The organism is Oscillatoria sp. FACHB-1406 (genome assembly GCF_014698145.1).
GTDB lineage: Bacteria > Cyanobacteriota > Cyanobacteriia > Cyanobacteriales > Spirulinaceae > FACHB-1406.
This window is the reverse complement of the sequence record NZ_JACJSM010000002.1, coordinates 82651-100328: the sequence shown is the minus strand read 5'-3', so window position 1 is coordinate 100328 and position 17678 is coordinate 82651. Positions and strand designations below refer to the sequence as shown.

General features: G+C 50.8%; 7 protein-coding genes. 2 read left to right on the top strand and 5 right to left on the bottom strand.

All coding sequences use genetic code 11. The annotated features are described in order from the left end of the window. Positions 1 to 32 precede the first annotated feature (32 nt). Positions 33 to 569, top strand: a complete 537-nt coding sequence (locus H6G50_RS03005) for a hypothetical protein (protein WP_190713179.1) — start codon at positions 33 to 35, stop codon at positions 567 to 569. Between the two features lie 830 nt (positions 570 to 1399). Here H6G50_RS03005 and H6G50_RS03000 read toward each other — a convergent pair. The 5 genes from H6G50_RS03000 to cbiT all read right to left on the bottom strand — a co-directional run bounded on the left by H6G50_RS03000 (position 1400) and on the right by cbiT (position 15950). Then, the gene (locus H6G50_RS03000; RefSeq protein WP_190713177.1) at positions 1400 to 8212 is read right to left on the bottom strand and encodes a PAS domain S-box protein; all 6813 of its coding nucleotides are present in this window, start codon (positions 8210 to 8212) and stop codon (positions 1400 to 1402) included. Positions 8213 to 8312: 100 nt separating this feature from the next. Further along, complete coding sequence (locus H6G50_RS02995) at positions 8313 to 10214, bottom strand: response regulator (protein WP_190713175.1); 1902 nt, start codon at positions 10212 to 10214, stop codon at positions 8313 to 8315. A gap of 31 nt (positions 10215 to 10245) precedes the next feature. Next, the gene (locus H6G50_RS02990; protein WP_190713173.1) at positions 10246 to 14148 is read right to left on the bottom strand and encodes a PAS domain S-box protein; all 3903 of its coding nucleotides are present in this window, start codon (positions 14146 to 14148) and stop codon (positions 10246 to 10248) included. A gap of 58 nt (positions 14149 to 14206) precedes the next feature. After that, the gene (locus tag H6G50_RS02985; RefSeq protein ID WP_190713171.1) at positions 14207 to 15118 is read right to left on the bottom strand and encodes a phosphatidate cytidylyltransferase; all 912 of its coding nucleotides are present in this window, start codon (positions 15116 to 15118) and stop codon (positions 14207 to 14209) included. Positions 15119 to 15359: 241 nt separating this feature from the next. After that, the gene (gene cbiT / locus H6G50_RS02980; RefSeq protein WP_190713169.1) at positions 15360 to 15950 is read right to left on the bottom strand and encodes a precorrin-6Y C5,15-methyltransferase subunit CbiT; all 591 of its coding nucleotides are present in this window, start codon (positions 15948 to 15950) and stop codon (positions 15360 to 15362) included. Positions 15951 to 16214: 264 nt separating this feature from the next. Here cbiT and cbiE point away from each other — a divergent pair, with 264 nt between their 5' ends. After that, positions 16215 to 17480, top strand: a complete 1266-nt coding sequence (gene cbiE / locus H6G50_RS02975) for a precorrin-6y C5,15-methyltransferase (decarboxylating) subunit CbiE (protein ID WP_242032694.1) — start codon at positions 16215 to 16217, stop codon at positions 17478 to 17480. Positions 17481 to 17678 lie beyond the last annotated feature (198 nt).

Sequence of the window (17678 nt, the reverse complement as noted above, 5' to 3'; positions counted from 1 at the left end):
GAGTAACGTCTTTAAATTGGTGCATGAGCAACATGAAACGATCGATTCATTTGGCTGCCGCAATCCTCTTATCCGTCTGTGTGGGGATTTTTCCGATTCGCGAGGGACGCGCTGAAACCGAATCTATGGCTCGGGATATCCTCAGCTTAGACTGTGCAGACGCTGATGGTAGACCCAGCAACGACTTTGAACGCAGCGATCGCAACCTCTCCATTGGCAAACGCTTTTACCGGGCAGTAATGCGCGCCTATCCCGGTGCAAAAATTACCTGTGACTTGCCCATGCCCGAAGACCCCGCCTGGAAACCGACCTCCGCCTTATTAACTTTCGGTATCAACGATGGTCGCTCTCGCGCCTCTGCGATAAAAGTTATCGCCTATGTAGATGGCAGCCCAAGTACCTCCCAAGTTGTTACCCTCGAAAGTGTCGGCAACCTAACCATTCCCATTAATACCGCCAGCAGTCTCTCCTTAGAAGTATCGTGCCTCACTGACAATGATTGTAACTCTTGGCTCTACTTTACCCAAGCTGAAGTTCAGTACATTTGGCTGCCAGAACCCACTCAGTAAAATCTCACGAATCAATAGCCCTTTTCAGTAGGGTGCGTTAGGCGCAAACCAGATTTCGTGGGAGCAAGTCACTTTTGTTGCCCTCTCCCTCAATCCCTCTCCCAACTTTGCTACTGTGTACACACAAAGGAGAGGGACTTTGAGTCGACTCCCCTTCGCCCGAGTTTGGGCTACGGTGTACGCATAAGCGATCGCATCTAGCATGACGGTTGAAGATCCCCCCTAGCCCCCCTTAAAAAAGGCTACGGTGTACGCATAAGCGATCGCATCTAGCATGACGGTTGAAGATCCCCCCTAGCCCCCCTTAAAAAAGGCTACGGTGTACGCATAAGCGATCGAATCTAGCATGGCGGTTGAAGATCCCCCCTCTAGCCCCCCTTAAAAAAGCTACTGTGTACACACATCTCGATCGCGGAACCGTTTCGGAACCTTCCGATGTCTCAAGAGCCGATGGCTCGTTTCTCTTTCTCAATAAGCTTGAGTTGTTAAGAATCAACTCTGAATTGTGAAAGCCTTGCCTAGCAAGGCTTATACAGATTGGGGGTCTCAATTTTCTACTTGTGTGTACACAGTAGCTTTTTAAGGGGGATTTTAGGGGCGCTGTTTTCGAGGTTCCCTCGAAAATTGGAGCCGCCCCGTCTCGAAATTAAACGCCGCCCCGTGGGGGATCGACCCAGCTTGCCACTCAACCGATGAGTTGTGTGTACACGGTAGCCGAGTTTGGGAGAAGGGGCCGGGGGATGAGGGCGATCGCGGCGCAAGTTTTACCGGCTCCCCTCACCGTTCTCTAGAATGAGCGAACGGTGAGTAACGTTATCCATTATCAATTATCAATTATCAATTATTCCTTGCATTACTTCGACAATCGTATCCAAACGATAATCATCTAACAACCCAGCTAAGGTATCGGCTAAGACAGCCTGTTCTTCAGGAATTTGCTCGATTAGCTCGGATAATTTTGTGTAATTAATTTCCAAAGCCGAAAGGTATAATCGCTCCAACCAATCAGCAGGCATTACTTTTAAAGCTTCTTGCGTTAAGGTTGCCGCCGGTTTCACCTCCGAAGAAGAAACCGCTGTTTCTGCGTAAACAAAATTAATGCCAAGATGCGTTTCTAGCATTTTCCAGAACGCATCTTGTGGAAACGGCTTATAAAGTACATCGTCGCATCCGGCAGCAAGAATAGCTTTTCGCTCTTCTTCAAACGCGCTAGCCGTCAGAGCAACGATCGGAGTTTTTCCATAGTAATCGTTCGTCGCGCTGCGATCGCGCTCCAGCATCCGAATTTGTCGCGTTGCATCCAGACCGTCCATCACGGGCATTAAGATATCCATCAAGATTAAATCGGGCTGCCACTCCTGCCAAATCTCGATCGCTTCCTGCCCATTTTCAGCTTCCCGGATTTCAAAACTCAGCGGTTCCAAAAGTTGTACGAGCAATTGGCGATTTTCCAACCCATCTTCCACGATTAAAATGCGATAAGTCGTGCCGTTGTTCTCGGCTGATATATCGAGGGCGAGGGCGTGGCGTGCTTCCAGTCGAGCTTGCCCGAAATGGTTCTGTGCCATCACTTCCACCAAAATTTCAAAGCTAAAGACCGAACCGCGACCGACGCAAGAGCGAACGGCAATATCGCCCCCCATTAACTGGACGAACTGACGGCTAATGGGTAAGCCCAAACCCGTTCCTTCAGAAGATTTGCGTCCCGTCGCCGTTTGTACGAACGGCTCGAATAAAGTCTCGAGTTCTTCTGGGGCGATGCCCGATCCGGTATCTTCAATGTGGAAGGCGAGTTTTGTCGGCGCTGCGGACTGCTCTGGGTCGGCATTTAGGAGGGTTTCGCCGTACAATTCAGCACGCAGCGTCACACTTCCGGTTTGCGTAAACTTAATCGCATTGTTGAGTAAATTAATTAGCACTTGGCGGAGCTTGCCTTCGTCCGTTTGGATGAATTGGGGCAAATCCGGAGCGATCGCGAAAATAAGTGCTAAGCCTTTAGAATTCGCTTTAAGCTCGAGCATTTCTTCAATCGATTGAAGCAAACGATGTAAGTCGCAGCGGCTTTCATTGAGGGTAATGCGTCCGGCTTCAATTTTCGCCATTGAGAGAATGTCATTAATCAGCATCAGGAGATGTTCGCCGCTGCGATTAATAATACCGATTTGCTCCTGCTGCTGGGAGCTAAAATTTTCTTCGCTCTCCAACAGTTGGCTGAAACCGAGAATGGCATTGAGGGGAGTGCGCAACTCGTGACTCATATTCGCCAAAAACACACTTTTAGCGCGGTTGGCGGACTCTGCGGCTTCCTTGGCTTGTTGCAGTGCGGCTTCAACTTGTTTGCGCTGAATCACAATCGAAGCAATCTGAGCCAGAGAAGCAACAATTTTTAACTCTCGGGTATCGGGCGATCGCGGTTGCTCGAAATAGAGCGCAAACGTCCCCAAAAGTTTGCCCGTCTCGGTTAAAATCGGCTCCGACCAACAGGCTTGTAAGCCGTAGCTGAGGGGCAATTCCTTGACTTCTGCCCACCAGGGATGCACGGCAATATCTTCAACAATAGCGCGCTCGCGGCGATAAGCTGCCGTTCCGCAAGACCCCATGCCATCAGCGATGGGAATAATCGGTAACTCGTCTATGTATCCTTGCGGTAGTCCCGAGGAAATACAACATTCCAACAGGGTCTCGTCTTCGGAGGCGAGCATGACTGAGGAGTAAAGATGGGGAGCGAGCGCGTCAGTTTGTCGGGTTAGCTCGAGCATGACATCCTGCAAGGATGCGCCCATTGCGACCATCTTAAGAACCGTGTTTTGGGCGTGTTCGAGTAATTCTCGCTCTTTGCGATCGGTGATATCCATTGCAATCGAGGCCGAGCCGATCGCGATCCCATTTTCATCGACTAAGGGCGAATTAAACCATTCGCAGGTAATAATCTGCCCGGTTTTAGTCAAGTTATCGTTAATGATGTGCTGCCCGCCCGTCTGGGACATCAGTCGAGCGAAGACAGTTTTTACCCGTTCTCGTTCGTGTTCGGGAACGAGAACGTGGGCGTGTTCTTTCCCGACGATTTCCGCTGCGGTGTAACCAAAAATCGTTTCGGCGGCTGGGTTCCAAGCTGCAACATTGCCGTCGGGTTCCCATTCAATCACTGCTAGGGGGGTTTGCTCGACCAAAAAGCCGAGGCGCTGTTGGGAGTCGCGCAGTTGGATTTCGGCTTCGTGACGGCGCTTGGCGATCGCGATCAGTTCGCTCACCAAGCCCAGCAAATTAAGATCTTCTTCCGTCCAAGGTTTGACGGCTTCTGTGGTATAAATCCCCACAAAGCCACTCACTCGTCCGGCATACTGGGTAGGAACGGCTAAGAACGCTTGCACGGGCAGCTTGGCGAGTTCGACTTTCTCGAGATCGGCTTCGGGAGAGGGTAACTCGTCCAACCGTTCGGCCATGAGGGGTTGGTTGTTGGACAATTTGCGGTAAAAATAGGGAAAGTTCAGCGTGGGGATTGCTTGGTTGCTTTCTGCCAGCGATCGCACTCCGGGCTGCTGCCATGCGTGAGTCATGTTGTAGCGCATCGGATCGCCGTAATATTCGCAGGCAAAACTCCCGTCTGTCCCCGTAAATTCTACGGTTTTTTCTAAGGCAAAATCGATCGCGCGATCGAGGTCTCGATCGAGCAAAGTGCGCGCGATCTGACCGAGGAGCTTATACTGGCTAGCCCGACGCTGTACCGCTGCTTCGGCTCGCTGCCGCTCCAGTTCCGCACTTGCGCGCGCGGCAAAAATTTCTAAGATGCGCTCTTCATCGGCAGTCAGTTGCAGGGGAGCGGTATCTAACACTGCCAATAGCCCCAAGAGATTGCCTTGGGAATCCTCTAAGGGCGTACCCCAAAAACTTTCTGCCTGCAATTGTCGGTCAGCCTCGCTGGTGGGGAATAGCGCTTGGAGGGAGTGGGGATAGTAGCAGGTTTGGCGGCTGCGAAGCACCTGTTCGCAGGGCGTTCCGGCGAAATCGTACTGGTAGTTTTCCGCAAAGCGATCGCCCAACCCAAAGGCGCGACCGATACCGCATTTGATAGGGAAACTTTCTACCTCAGTGACGATGGCGTAGCGCACTTGCAGCACCTTCGCCAGATGGCGGACGCAGGCTTGGAAAAAGTCAGTACCGGTTTTGGAAGCCATCACTTCCGCGATCGATCGCAAGGCTTCCTCCCGCTGTTTGGGTTCGGTAATATCAAAGCCGACGGACTGAAATTCGATAAAATTGCCGTCGCGATCGCAGATCGGTTGGTCGGTCCAATTGAACCAGCGAATTTCCCCAGAAGCCGATACAACCTGATGCTCGTAAGTCGTTGGTTGCAGCGTCTCGAATAGCTGTTGAATCGAGCCTAAAACGGCCTCGCGCGTCTGCGGGTCGGGCAGGAACTCGATAAACTGCTTGCCAACTGCTTCGGCGGGCGTAATGCCAAAATACCGACAGTAAGTTTCGTTGGCAAAAGTTAAGGTCGTATCGGGATGCCAGCGACAAACGAGAACGCGGTCTTGGGACTCGACCAGTTCCCGGTAGCGGGTTTCGCTCGCGCGCAGGGCTTCGGCGGCGGCTTTACTCTCGGCGATATCGCGACCGATCCCCACGCAATAAAGGGTACGACCTCGGTCGTCGCGAACGGCCGATAGGTTAGAAGTATGCCATCGATAGCTACCATCCTTGTAGCGAAGGCGATATTCGAGATCCGATATCTTCGTGCAATTAACGATTAAGTCATTAAAAGCTTTTTGACAGTGGGAAACATCATCGGGATGGACGATCTCGGTGAAGGAAAGTCCTTGCAATGCTTGCGGGCGATAGCCCAAAATTTCTTGACAATTGGGTGCAATATATGATATGCAACCTTGCGGACTGAGTTGATAGATGAGATCGTTAGCGTTTTCAACAATGTGGCGAAGGCGCTCTTCGCTCTGCTGGAGGGCTTGTTCGGCTCGTTGGCGATCGCGAATTTCCCGTTGCAGTTGGCGGTTGTGTCGGTCGAGGCACTGACGGTGCTGTTGTTCCTTATCGAGCAGTTGGGCCTGAGCAATCGCGATTCCGACTTGGGCGGCGACGGCTTCGAGCAGTTCGATATCATCGCCGCGCCAAGAATGATGCGGGCTGCAATGCTGCAAGATGACGATCCCGTTAGCCCTACCGCGATAGGAAGTACGCACCGCGAGCAAAGAACCAAGGCTGTCGGTCTTAAAAAGGGGATGCTCGCTTTCCCGGCTGACGGCGATCGCTTCGTCGCGAGCGAGCAAGCTTACAGCGCGGGGGTTATCGGCGATGAAAACCTGACTTTCCATCAGCGAGGGCATTTTCGAGAGTTTGTATTCGGCGACGGGCAGTAAATGCGGGGCGGGGTCGTCGCCCAAAGTCCCGACAATGCAGCTATCAGCTTGTAAGACTTGTCCGAGTTGAGTGGCTGTCGTTTGACAAATCTGGACTAATTGCAAGCTCGTGCGAATATCTTGTACGATTTGCTCGATCGAGATCGCCCGGACGAGTTGTTTTTGCAGCGCTTCCCGGGCGTATTTGCGATCGCTAATATCTCGATACAGCCACAAATGACCGGCATAGGCTTGCTGCGCGCCTTGCTCGACAAAAATCGGCACGTAATCGCGCTCGAACGTTCGTCCGTCCCGCAGTCCGAGTTCTCGATCGATGGCCACTTTGCGTCGGGCTAACAGCGTTTCGGTCTGTTCGAGAAACAGATGGGGCTGGGCAAACATCGAGGCGACTTCGGCGGCGGCGCGCGCGCAGTCGAAACCAACTAAAGCTTCCGGAGGCGCTTCTAAGCCGAACATCTTGCAGAATTCGCCGTTAGTCAGGGCAACGCGACGATTCTCGTCTTCGACGAGTACGCCCATTTGTAAATTCTGGAGTAGGGCGCTGAGGCGGCTGGTGGTATTTTCTAGCTCCAATTCGACTTGTTTGCGTTCGGTGATATCGGCAAGTATTGCTAGCGCTCCGGCGTAGTTTCCCGTCTCGTCAAAAATCGGCGTAGTCGAGAGCAATACCCAAACCTCGCGCCCGGAGCGATCGCGCAGCAGACAATCGAATTGCCGTTGGCTGTCGGGATCGCGGCGATCGAGATAGCTGTGAACGACGGCTTCCCATTCCCCATTGAGGAAAGCGCTACTGGGCATTTCTAGCAGTTCTACACTTGTATAGCCCAACATTTGCGCCATTTTTGGGTTGACAAAGGTCGTTTGATGCTGGGCATCGATCGCCCAAATCCCTTCGTTAGAGGCTTCGACAATCCAGCGGTAACGCGCTTCGCTGGCATTCAAGGCGGCTTCGTGTTGGAGTTGGCTGTGTTTGAGAGCAATCGCTGCTGCTGCCGATTGCAACATCGCTAGTTCGCCCTGTTCCCAGTTGCGGGCTTCGCGGCGGGCAAAACCGATAAAGCCGCTCCAGCGACCTTCTCGCATCAGCGGGACGATCGAGATCGCTTGAATGCCTTGGGGTTCGAGAATCTCTCGCTCTCGGGCGGGAAATTGCGCGATCGCACCTTGAATGGTTTCTCCCCGCTCTAGGAGTTCGGCCCAGCGCGGGAAAAACTCGCTGTAGGAAATGTTCTGGCAAAGCGGGTTGTCGATCTCGGGCGGTATACCTTCGGCGCACCATTCGGCTTTTTGACTCATTAACAACTCGCCGTCCGCGCGCAAGTGGTTCTCAAAAATGTAAACGCGATCGGCTTCGGCAGCCGGACCGAGCAGTTTGAGGGCGCACTGATAGCTATCTGCCGCGTTGCTGCTTTGGAGCAATTCTTGCTGGACTCGAACGAGGGTATTGAGACAGCGCTCTCGTCGCAGCAGCGCTTGTTCGTGGGCGATGCGATCGCTGATATCGACTTGCACGCCGATGGAGTGCGTCAGCTTGCCTTCTTCGTCGCATACCGGCGCAACGCTTAGTTCGTTCCAAAAGATACTGCCATCTTTGCGGCGGTTGGGTAGCGTCAAGCGGGCGTTGCGTCCGGCGGCTAGGGTTTGATACAAGGGTTCGCTTTGCGGATCGCGCGCGCCCTCTTCCACCGCCAAAAAATCGAGATTCCGCCCGATAACTTCGGTTGGCGCGTAGCCCGTCATGCGCTCGAAACCCCGATTGGCATAAATTAACGGCGCATCGGGAGGCTCGGCACATTCAGCGATAAAGATGCCATCGTCTGAAGCATCGATCGCTCGTTCTAATAGCCGCAAGCGCTGGTTTTGGGCTTCGAGTTGTGTTTGTAAGGCGCGAATCTTAAGTTGATTGTCGATCCGCGCTAAGACTTCTTCGATTTGAAACGGTTTGGTGATATAGTCTGCCCCCCCCATACAGAAGGCTTTGACTTTTTCTGTCGTATTGCTAATCGCGCTCAGAAAGATAATCGGGATATCGCAGGTTTGAGGTTGCGCTTTGAGGCGAGCGCAAACCTCAAAACCATCGAGATCGGGCATCAAAATATCGAGCAAGATCAAATCCGGCTGACTGACTTTAACGGCTTTGAGGGCTAGTTCGCCAGTAATCGCCCGTTGTACTCGATAACCGCGCTCGCTTAGCATTTTGGATAGCAAACGCAGGTTATTCGGCTTATCATCGACTAATAAAATGGTTGAGTCGCGGTTTTCGCTCATCGCTCGACAGGAGTTGCTCTTTATTCATTTTTCCCGTTACCCCTCTTTAAATTATCGAGAAAGTCGGCCTTATAAGTCCTGCCTTTAGGCAGGTGAGTTGTTAATGTTGCTCTAAGAACTCAGTGATGCGTAAAATCACATCGAGGCGGAAATCTGCAACGAGTTCCCTTAAAGCCTCGGCGAGTTCGTTTTTTTCCGGGGGCAGTTCGGCGATCGCATCGCTGACGAGTTTTTCGTTGACTTGATTGGCTGCTTCTCTGAGTTGCTGGAGCCACTCCACCGCTAAACCCGTAAATTGCGCTTCCCAAAAACTCTCCGGACGTTGCGCGATCGCTTGCCGCTGCCAATTTCTTTCGGCAGCGATGGGGGACACCTCCTCATAGACATACCGCACGCCCAAATATTGCGAGAGCTTCCCAAAAATAATTTCTTCGGTAAAGGGCTTGCGCACAAAATCATCGGAGCCTGCTTCAATAATTTCGCCGCGCCGTTCTTCAAAGGCGCTAGCTGTTAAAGCAATAATCGTAGTCGGCCGCAGGTTCGGCATCCTTTGTTTTTCTTGATTTCTAATTCTTTTCGTGGCTTCAATCCCGCCGAGAACGGGCATTCGCGTATCCATCAAAATCAAATCGGGCTGCCATTCTTGCCACGCTAAAATCCCTTCCCAGCCATTGCTCGCTTCGCGCACCTCAAAGCCGATGGGTTTGAGAAGTCTACCCAATAAAATGCGATTTTCAGCAGTATCGTCAACGACAAGAATACGGTAAGCTCTTGGTTGGGATTCTAAGCCGACAACGCGCGGAATAATTTGCTCGAGCGACTCCGCCGAATTGCCTTGCTTCAGCCCAATGGTGAAGCGAAACCGACTTCCTTCCTTGAAGTTACTTTCAACGGTTATTTCGCCGCCCATGAGTTCGACAAATCGTTTGGTAATTGCGAGTCCTAGTCCCGTTCCTTCGGCAGAGGTGATGCCCGTAGAAGTTTGGACAAACGCATTAAATAATGTTTCAATTTCTTCCGGGGCGATTCCCGGCCCTGTATCGATGACTTCAAAAACAAGATATGAGTCTAATTCTTCATCCTCTGCGGGCTGCAAGTTAACCGTTAGGGTGACGTGACCTTCTGTTGTAAATTTAATGGCATTGCCTAATAAATTAATCAAACATCCCCGCAACTTTTGCTCGTCCGAGAAAATGTATTGAGGAACCTCCGATGCAATCCTTAATTTTAAAGCGAGTTGTTTTGATTTCGCTTTCATCTCAAACAATTCTTCGATATTATCGAGGAGCCGATACAGATCGAAGCTTTTTTCATTCAGTAGAACTAACCCAGCTTCAATTTTCGAGAGATCTAGAACGTCATCGATTAAATCCAGCAAATGTTCGCCACTACGCTGAATGATTTTAAGATATTCTTGTTGATCTTCCTGGAGATTAGACTCTCGATTCAAGACTTGCGTAAATCCTAAAATTGCATTTAATGGCGTGCGCAACTCGTGACTGACATTTGCTAAAAACTGACTTTTTGCCAGCGAGGCAGCTTGGGCTTCTTCTTCGGCTTTACGACGTTCTTGAATTTCTTGTTGTAGTTTAATATTTTGGAGCTTTAACTCTTTTTGTAACTTTTGAATCGTCAGTTGATTTTCAACTCGGGCTAAAACTTCTTCTAAATAAAACGGTTTTGTTATATAATCAACTCCCCCAACTTTAAAAGCTTTCACTTTATCAATCGCTTCATCGAGAGCGCTAATAAAAATCACGGGAATTTCCCGCGTTGCTTCGTCTGCTTTCAACTGTTCGCAAACCTGATACCCATCGAGATCGGGCATCTTAATATCCAATAAAATTAAATCTGGCGGTGCGAGTTTTGCGGCTCGAATTGCCATCAACCCCTTCGCCGAGCCTCGAACTTTGTAGCCGCGCTCTGTTAAAGCATCAAATAATAGCTTGAGGCTTTCTAATATATCATCAACAATTAGAATATTACCTTTATTTAACATCATAAATTCAAAACTTATTAAAAAATCTCTTAACTTAGTGATTATTATTTTGAGAATTAAAGCGTTCGATAAGGGCAATAATTTTATCGCAGCGAAAAGTTTGAGTCCAATCGCTGAGAATTCGAGCGAGCTTGCTGAGTTCTGCCGGTATTTCCGATAGCAGCAAAAAAATTTGTTCGTCATCAATCATTACCGCAGCGTCCTCTAGTTTTTGCCTCCATTCTGAAGACATCCTTTCAAGGAGCGCTAACAGCAATGAATCATTCAATTGTCCTCCTTCGGAGGTATTTTTCTCTTCTGCATAAATATACTGTACTCCTAAATGTCGAGCCAGCGTATCGAAAATCGCTTGTTCTCGCACGGGTTTGCGCATCCAGCCATCGCAGCCCGCCGATCGCAGTTCGGCGAGTTCTTCTTCTAAAGGACTAGCAGTCAGAGCAATAATAATCGTTTTGAGATCGCGTAGATGAGCCTTGATGTAGCGCGTCGCTTGATAACCGTCCAGGATTGGCATTCGCAAGTCAATCCAGATCAGATGCGGCTGCCAGCTTTCCCAAAGGGCGATCGCTTCCTCTCCGTTGCTGGCTTCGCGCACCGTAAAACCGACGGGGGCAAGCAGTTGGACGAGGAGTTTGCGGTTGTAATCTTTATCATCCGCAACGAGAATGCGATATTGCGGTTGGTTGGGGGCGAGGGCGATTCGCTTTTCTGTTCCCTTGTGGGGGAGGGGCGAATTTTCGTCGGACTCAACGCTCTCAATCGGGAGCATCGGCAGCGTTACGCTAAAGGTCGTAGTAGCGGCGGGTGCGGTTCTCGGGACGGCGGGGGGAGTATCGGGATTATAAGTATAGTCGCCACTGCTGACGGTAATGCTCCCGCCCATTAATTGTACGAATTCGCGGACGATAGACAGCCCTACGCCCGTTCCTTCTTGAAGTTGCCGTCCGGTGCGCGTTTGTTGAAAACTCTCAAACAAACAATCGAATTCATCGGGTTCGATGCCCGGGCCGGTATCTTCGACTTCCAATCGGACGAGTTGGCGATCGCCAGAACTCGCTTCAAGGGCTGTCAGGCGCAGGGTTACGCGGCCGACGGGCGTAAATTTAATGCTGTTACCGAGCAAGTTAATCGCTATTTGACGCAGTTTGAGGCGATCGCAACAAACGTACTGCGGCACGTTTCGATCCCGTTCGATCCGAAAGTCCAAGCCCTTTTCTTCCGCCTTCAAGGAGAATAAATCTTCCAGATTATCGAGTTCGCGAATCAGATCGAAGTCAATCTCGTTGAGTTGAGCGCGTCCGGCTTCAATCTTCGATAAATTCAATACCTGATCGATCAAACCCAGTAAATGTTCGCCGCTACGGGTAATGATATTAGCGTACTCGCGGCGCTCCGACGACATATCCGGGCTGCGGGCGAGGAGTTGGGCGAAACCGAGGATGGCGTTGAGAGGCGATCGCAGTTCGTGACTCATATTCGCCACAAACGTACTTTTAGCGCGACTGGCGGCTTCGGCGGCTTCCTTCGCCTCAAAAATAGCCACTTCAGCGGCTTTGCGCTCGCTGATGTCCCGCGCTACCCAAATAACGGAATTATTAGGAAGGGGGGCGATTTGAGCGGCAAACCAAACTTCTGTCTCGGAACTTTCCCGGAAACGGTAATCAAAATTAACCACCTCTTGTCGCTCGCGCGCTTGACGCACCAACGAGAACCACAACTCGCCGTTTTCTTCGCTCCAAAACTGTTCGACAGTGAGGCTGAGCCAATTGATGTTTGAAGCGCAAAGATAAATGAAATTCGTCGGCGAAACTTCAATATTTTGGCGTTCGTCAATAATCAAAATAATGTCGGGAATCGCCTCGAGGACGGCGCGCATTCTGGCTTCGGAGGTGCGCACTTTTTCTTCGAGAACCTGGCGATCGCTGACATCCCGGGCGACCAAAACGGCACTATCTTTTAAATAAGGAGAGATACTCGCTTCAAACCAAAACGTTCTACCCTTAATTTCGAGGTGATAATCGAGATCGAGGGCTTGTTGGGTGGAGATCACCTGTTGCAGGGCCTCAAAAAAGCGATCGGCTTCCTCAGCTGAAACGACATCGTAGATAGTGCGCTGCAAAAGCTCGTTTTTAGGCTGCGCCAACAATTCTTCTTGTTTGGAGATGACTCGCTGGTAACGCCCTTCTTTATCGAGAACGATGACGACTTCTTGCATCGCTGCAAACAAACTTTTCAGTTCGGCTTCAGCTTTCGCTAAAGCGGCGGTACGTTCTTCGACTCGTTTTTCGAGGGTGCGATTGTAGTGGAGAAGGACTTGTTCGGCGCGTTTGCGCTCGCTGATATCGAGAAAGGTGGCGAGGGCGTAGGCAACTTCTCCGGTGGGGGTGACAATGGGGGCAGAACGCATTTCTAAGGGAATGACGCGCCCGCCTTGAATATCGCCGCGCCGCAGTTCTAAATCTTCAGCATTGACGGGTTCCCCTTGCAGCGCTTTGGTGACGGGGAAGCGCTCGAACGGGTACAAATGGGGCGTTCCGGCTAAATAAATCCCGCCCGTCTCGACAAATTGTTGTGTTGTTTTCATCTCGCCCGGATCGACTTCCCACAGGTCTCGTGCGGCTTGGTTCATATAAAGCGGTTCTCCGGCTGTATTGTGGACGGATACGCCAACCGGGAGGACTTCTAAAAATTGCAGCAGGCGGTTCTCGCTCTCGAGGACGGTTTGGTTGAGGGCTTGCAGTTGGGCAAAGGCTGTTTGCAGTTGTTCTGCCATGCTATTAAAGGCCTTCGCCAAGTCTCCGAGTTCGTCGTCGCGGTTGAGTTCGATTCGCTGCTGCCAGTCACCGCTGGCAATCTGGGTGGTGGCTTCTTGCAAGCGCCGGATGGGACGAGCGATTTGCCGTGCGATGGCGACACCCAGTGCTACCGCTGCCGCGCTCGTCGCTAGCAAGAGTAAAATACTATGGCGCTCTGTTGTGTAAAAGGGGGCGAGAAAGTCCGATTCTGCCGTGAGAACGGCAATCCACCAGTGCGAACCGTTGTTACGGGAGAAGGGAACCAAGGACAGCCAATACTGTTGTCCGTCCAGCTTTAAGGAAATTTGTCGTACATCTCGAATGGTTTCGATCGTGCCGAACTGCTGGCGGATTTGCTGCGCGAGGGCGGGGTCTAAATCGGTGTTGGGCGCGACGGATGAGGCGATCGGGTGTAGGGCGCGATCGAGAATAAAGACTTTACCCCTCGAACCGATTTTGAGGCGTTGTAAGGTGCGATCGAGATCCGAGAGGGAATAGTCGATCGCGATTACTCCTTCCAGTTGTCCGGAAGGGTTATAAAGGCCTTGACTGAGAACGAGTTTGCGCTGTTGTGCGATCGCATCGTACTCGCTTTCGCCCCAAACGGGTTTTGTCGTGGTTAGGGCGCGAAGATACCAAGGCTGTAAGCGGGGATCTGTTGCGGGTTGCTGCGCGATCTCGACTTTAGGATTGCCGATCGCGTCGGTTTCATAAATCTTTAGATTGCCGGATTTATCGCTTAAGGCGATTAAATTTGGATTGGCGGTTTGATAGCCCAAACCGATTAATTTTCCTTGCGCCGTTCCCAAATAAATCGAGGCTTCCCGCATCGACTCAAATAAGGAGCGCTGATGCTGAAATTGATGAATTAAATCTTTTGTGCGCTCGGCGTTTATATATCCAGATTGGAAGTCCTTGGCAGTATCTTGCGCGATCGCTGCCGGAATTTCAAAGCTTTCTTTTAACTCTTTGGCTACCCGTACTGTCCGCTCTTTTTGCCACTGTAAAACGGAATCTCTTACGGCATTCTGTCCGCTGCGAAAATAATAGTAGCTCGTCAGTCCTACTGCAAACAGCGTCGCCAGGAGGTAAGGTGAAGCGAGGAGTAGCGGCAGGGAAAGACGCGGAGTTTTTATCGGCATTTTAATTTCTCAATCGCAGCTAAAACGTCGAATCCGACTCACCGAGCCAACTAAGCCCTTAAAATGCCCCGAAAGAGCTTGGTAGAAGCGGTAAAAAGATGGTCACGAAATAGTACACCAAAGGGGCAGTGAAAACGTAGCTATCCGTTCGGTCTAAGATACCACCGTGTCCGGGAATAATTTGACCGGAATCTTTAACCCCCGCATCGCGCTTCATCATCGATTCGGTTAAATCGCCCAACAAACTGGTTACGCCAATCAAAAGACCCAGCAATAAGCCGCTGATTTGCCAGCAATTCCAGTGGAGATACCAAGCCCCCCACTCGGCCACCGCCGCGCTGCTGAGAATGCCGAATACTGCACCTTCGACGGTTTTTTTAGGACTGATTTGAGACAGCAGCGTGCGTCCGAAGAACTTACCGAAGGTATACGCGCCGATATCTGCGGCCCAAATGCAGCTAAAAGACAGAAGCGTAATGGCGAGGGCGGGCGAGAGGATGCTGGAGTCATACCAAGAATTCGGCAATAAGCCGCTGAGGGGAAATTGGGTACTTGCGATCGCGATCTCGCCGCCACTATTTGAAGCTGTCAGCCCGACGCGCAATTGAATCCAGTAGCTTGGCAGCCAGCCGCCGTAAAATAAGCCCAAAATTGAGGTGGAAATATCGGCAATGCTGGCCATTGAGGGCTGAAAGAGGAGATAGAAGCAAATGAAAGTCCCGGCGAGGGCGAAAGCGGCGTTGGTGAAGGGGGAAGCGAGGGTGGCGACAATCAGCAGCAATTGCGAAACGACTAAGGTTATTTTGGCGGCGGGTGCAATGCCTTTGGCTTTAACCATTTGAAAGTATTCGAGTTGCCCCAGCAAGACGATAACCATCAAACCGGCGGTAAAATACCATCCCCCTAAGAAAATCATGCTTAAAGCGATCGCGATCGCCACAATTCCACTCAGGATACGAGTCCAAGGCATACGACAACCCCAAAGCGCGAAGTAATAATGTAATCTACGGTCAAGTCGGAGTTTAGGTTGAGGGAACCCGCACTCCGCGAAGCGGAAAATCAACAAGGCAGTGTCGCTTTCAACATAGCGCGATCGCAACGGGCTAATAACCTTCGTCCGGAAACCGTATTCTGTTTCTGCGCGAAGATCTGGGTGAAAACAAGGTTAACGCCAGATTATCGAAGATTAACAAGCTTAAACTGTAATTATATTAGAGTTTCTCGCCGCTCAAGATAAAAATGGGATTGAGGGCGGCAAGGGTTTGATGGATGCCGCGCGTTTCTAAGCGATTGACGGCAGACTGAATGACTTCGATGTTGCGGGCTTGCAGGTGCGAGAGTCCTTCGGAAATAGCGTAGAGCGTTTCTAAGTTACTCGCTGTGGCTACAATCCGCCCGGAAGGTTCGAGGTATTCCCAGACTTTCTCGAGGATTGTTTTAATCGGTTTGCCGCCTTCGAGACAGACGCGATGCGGTTTGGGGTGCAGCGAATCGAGGCATTCTGGGGCGCTGCCTTCGACAACTTCAACGTTTTTGACTTCAAAGCGATTGCAGTTGCTGCGGATTAAGTTAGCGACTTCTTCATCGCGTTCGATCGCAATAATTTTAGCCTGCGGACAAAGCAATCCCATCTCTACCGGAATCGTTCCCGTTCCCGCCCCGATATCCCACAGCACGGAGTTACATTCCATACGCAGGCAAGAAAGTAGCAGTACGCGCACTTCTCTTTTACTCAGCGGAATTCCGGGCAATCGCTCGAAAAGAGCATCGGGAATACCGGGGGTTGCATAGTTCCAAAGCATAGTTAAATAATGAATAATGAATGATTAATAATGAATAATTAGGGATTAATGGTTAATGATAAATGATGAGTTGTGAATGGTGAATTATGAGTTATGAATGGTGAGTTATGAATGGGGGAAGTTATGAATGGTGAGTTATGAGTTATGAGTTGTGAATAGCAAACACTTAAACTACTATTAGATTTTCTCTCTCACCCCGTCTCCCCGTCTCCCCCTCTTCATTATTCATCATTCATTATTCATTATTCACCCCCCCGTCCCCCCATGACCTCTCCCATGTTGGAAAATAAACTGAATATCGTCGGAATTGGTTTAGAGGGACAACTTTCGCTCAATGCTGCGGTTAAGGCGATCGTCGAACAGGCTACGATCTTAGCAGGCAGCGATCGCCATCTCAGTTATTTTCCCCAACATCCAGCCCAGCGTCTCGTTTTGAACGATTTAGCAGCAAGCATGGTTCAGTTGCGCGGATTGTGGGAGCGTGGAGAGCGAATTGTTGTGTTAGTGACGGGAGATCCCTTATTTTTTGGGTTGGGGCGCTTGCTGTTACAGGAATTTCCTGCCGATGCGATCGCGTTTCACCCTCACCTCAGTTGCCTGCAATTGGCCTTTAACCGCCTGAAAGTGCCTTGGCAGGATGTTTGCATCGTCAGCGCTCACGGACGCTCTACCGAGGCGCTAACTGAGGCGTTACAGCAAGGGCGCGATAAGATTGCTATCCTTACCGATAGCACGAATACGCCCGACGCGATCGCGCAACTTTATCTCGACCTCGATTTACCCCTCGCTTACGACTTCTGGACGTGCGAAAATTTGGGCGGAACCGACGAACGAGTTCGCTGCTTTTCCCCAGAACTGCTTCGCGGCGAAAGGTTTGCACCGCTCAATCTCCTCGTGTTGTTGCGTCGCCCCGAAGTTCGTTCCCTCGATCTTTCCCAACTGCCCCTCTTCGGACTTCCCGATTCGCTCTTTTACAGTTTTCCCGATCGCCCCGGACTGATGACCAAGCGAGAAGTTCGCCTTACTATTTTAGGGGAACTCGCCTTACAACCGGGTCAAATCGTTTGGGATATCGGCGCGGGGACGGGTTCGGTTTCGGTGGAAATCGCCCGCCTCTGTCCGGATTCGCAGGTTTACGCGATCGAGAAAACCGCGATCGGATGTACTTTAATCGAGCAAAATCGCGATCGCTTCGCCGTTCCCAATTTGTTCCCCGTTCGAGGACAAGCGCCGGATATTCTCGCTTCCCTCCCCGCCCCCGATCGCGTTTTCATCGGCGGTAGCAGTGGCAACCTGCGCGCCATCCTTGAAGTTTGCCGAGTGCAACTCGCCCCCGATGGCGTTCTCGTCGCCGCCTTCGCCACTGTGGAACATCTCAGCACTTGTCTGGAAGTTTTGCGCGCCTCAGCTTGGCAGTTTCGTCTATTGCAACTAAATTTCGCTCGTTCCCATTCCGTCGCTCAACTAACGCGATTTTCGCCCTTAAATCCCGTTACTCTCGCGATCGCGCACCGAAACCAACATATTTAATAATTGATAATGGACAATGGATAATTGATAATGAAATGCTTAGACCAATCGATTTTAAGTTGGTGCGCTCGTAGCGATTTGAGCGTTGGTATCAACTTTAATAATGGATAATTGATAATGGACAATTGATAATGAAATGCTTAGACCAATCGATTTTAAGTTGGTGCGCTCGTAGCGATTGGAGCATTAGACATCTCC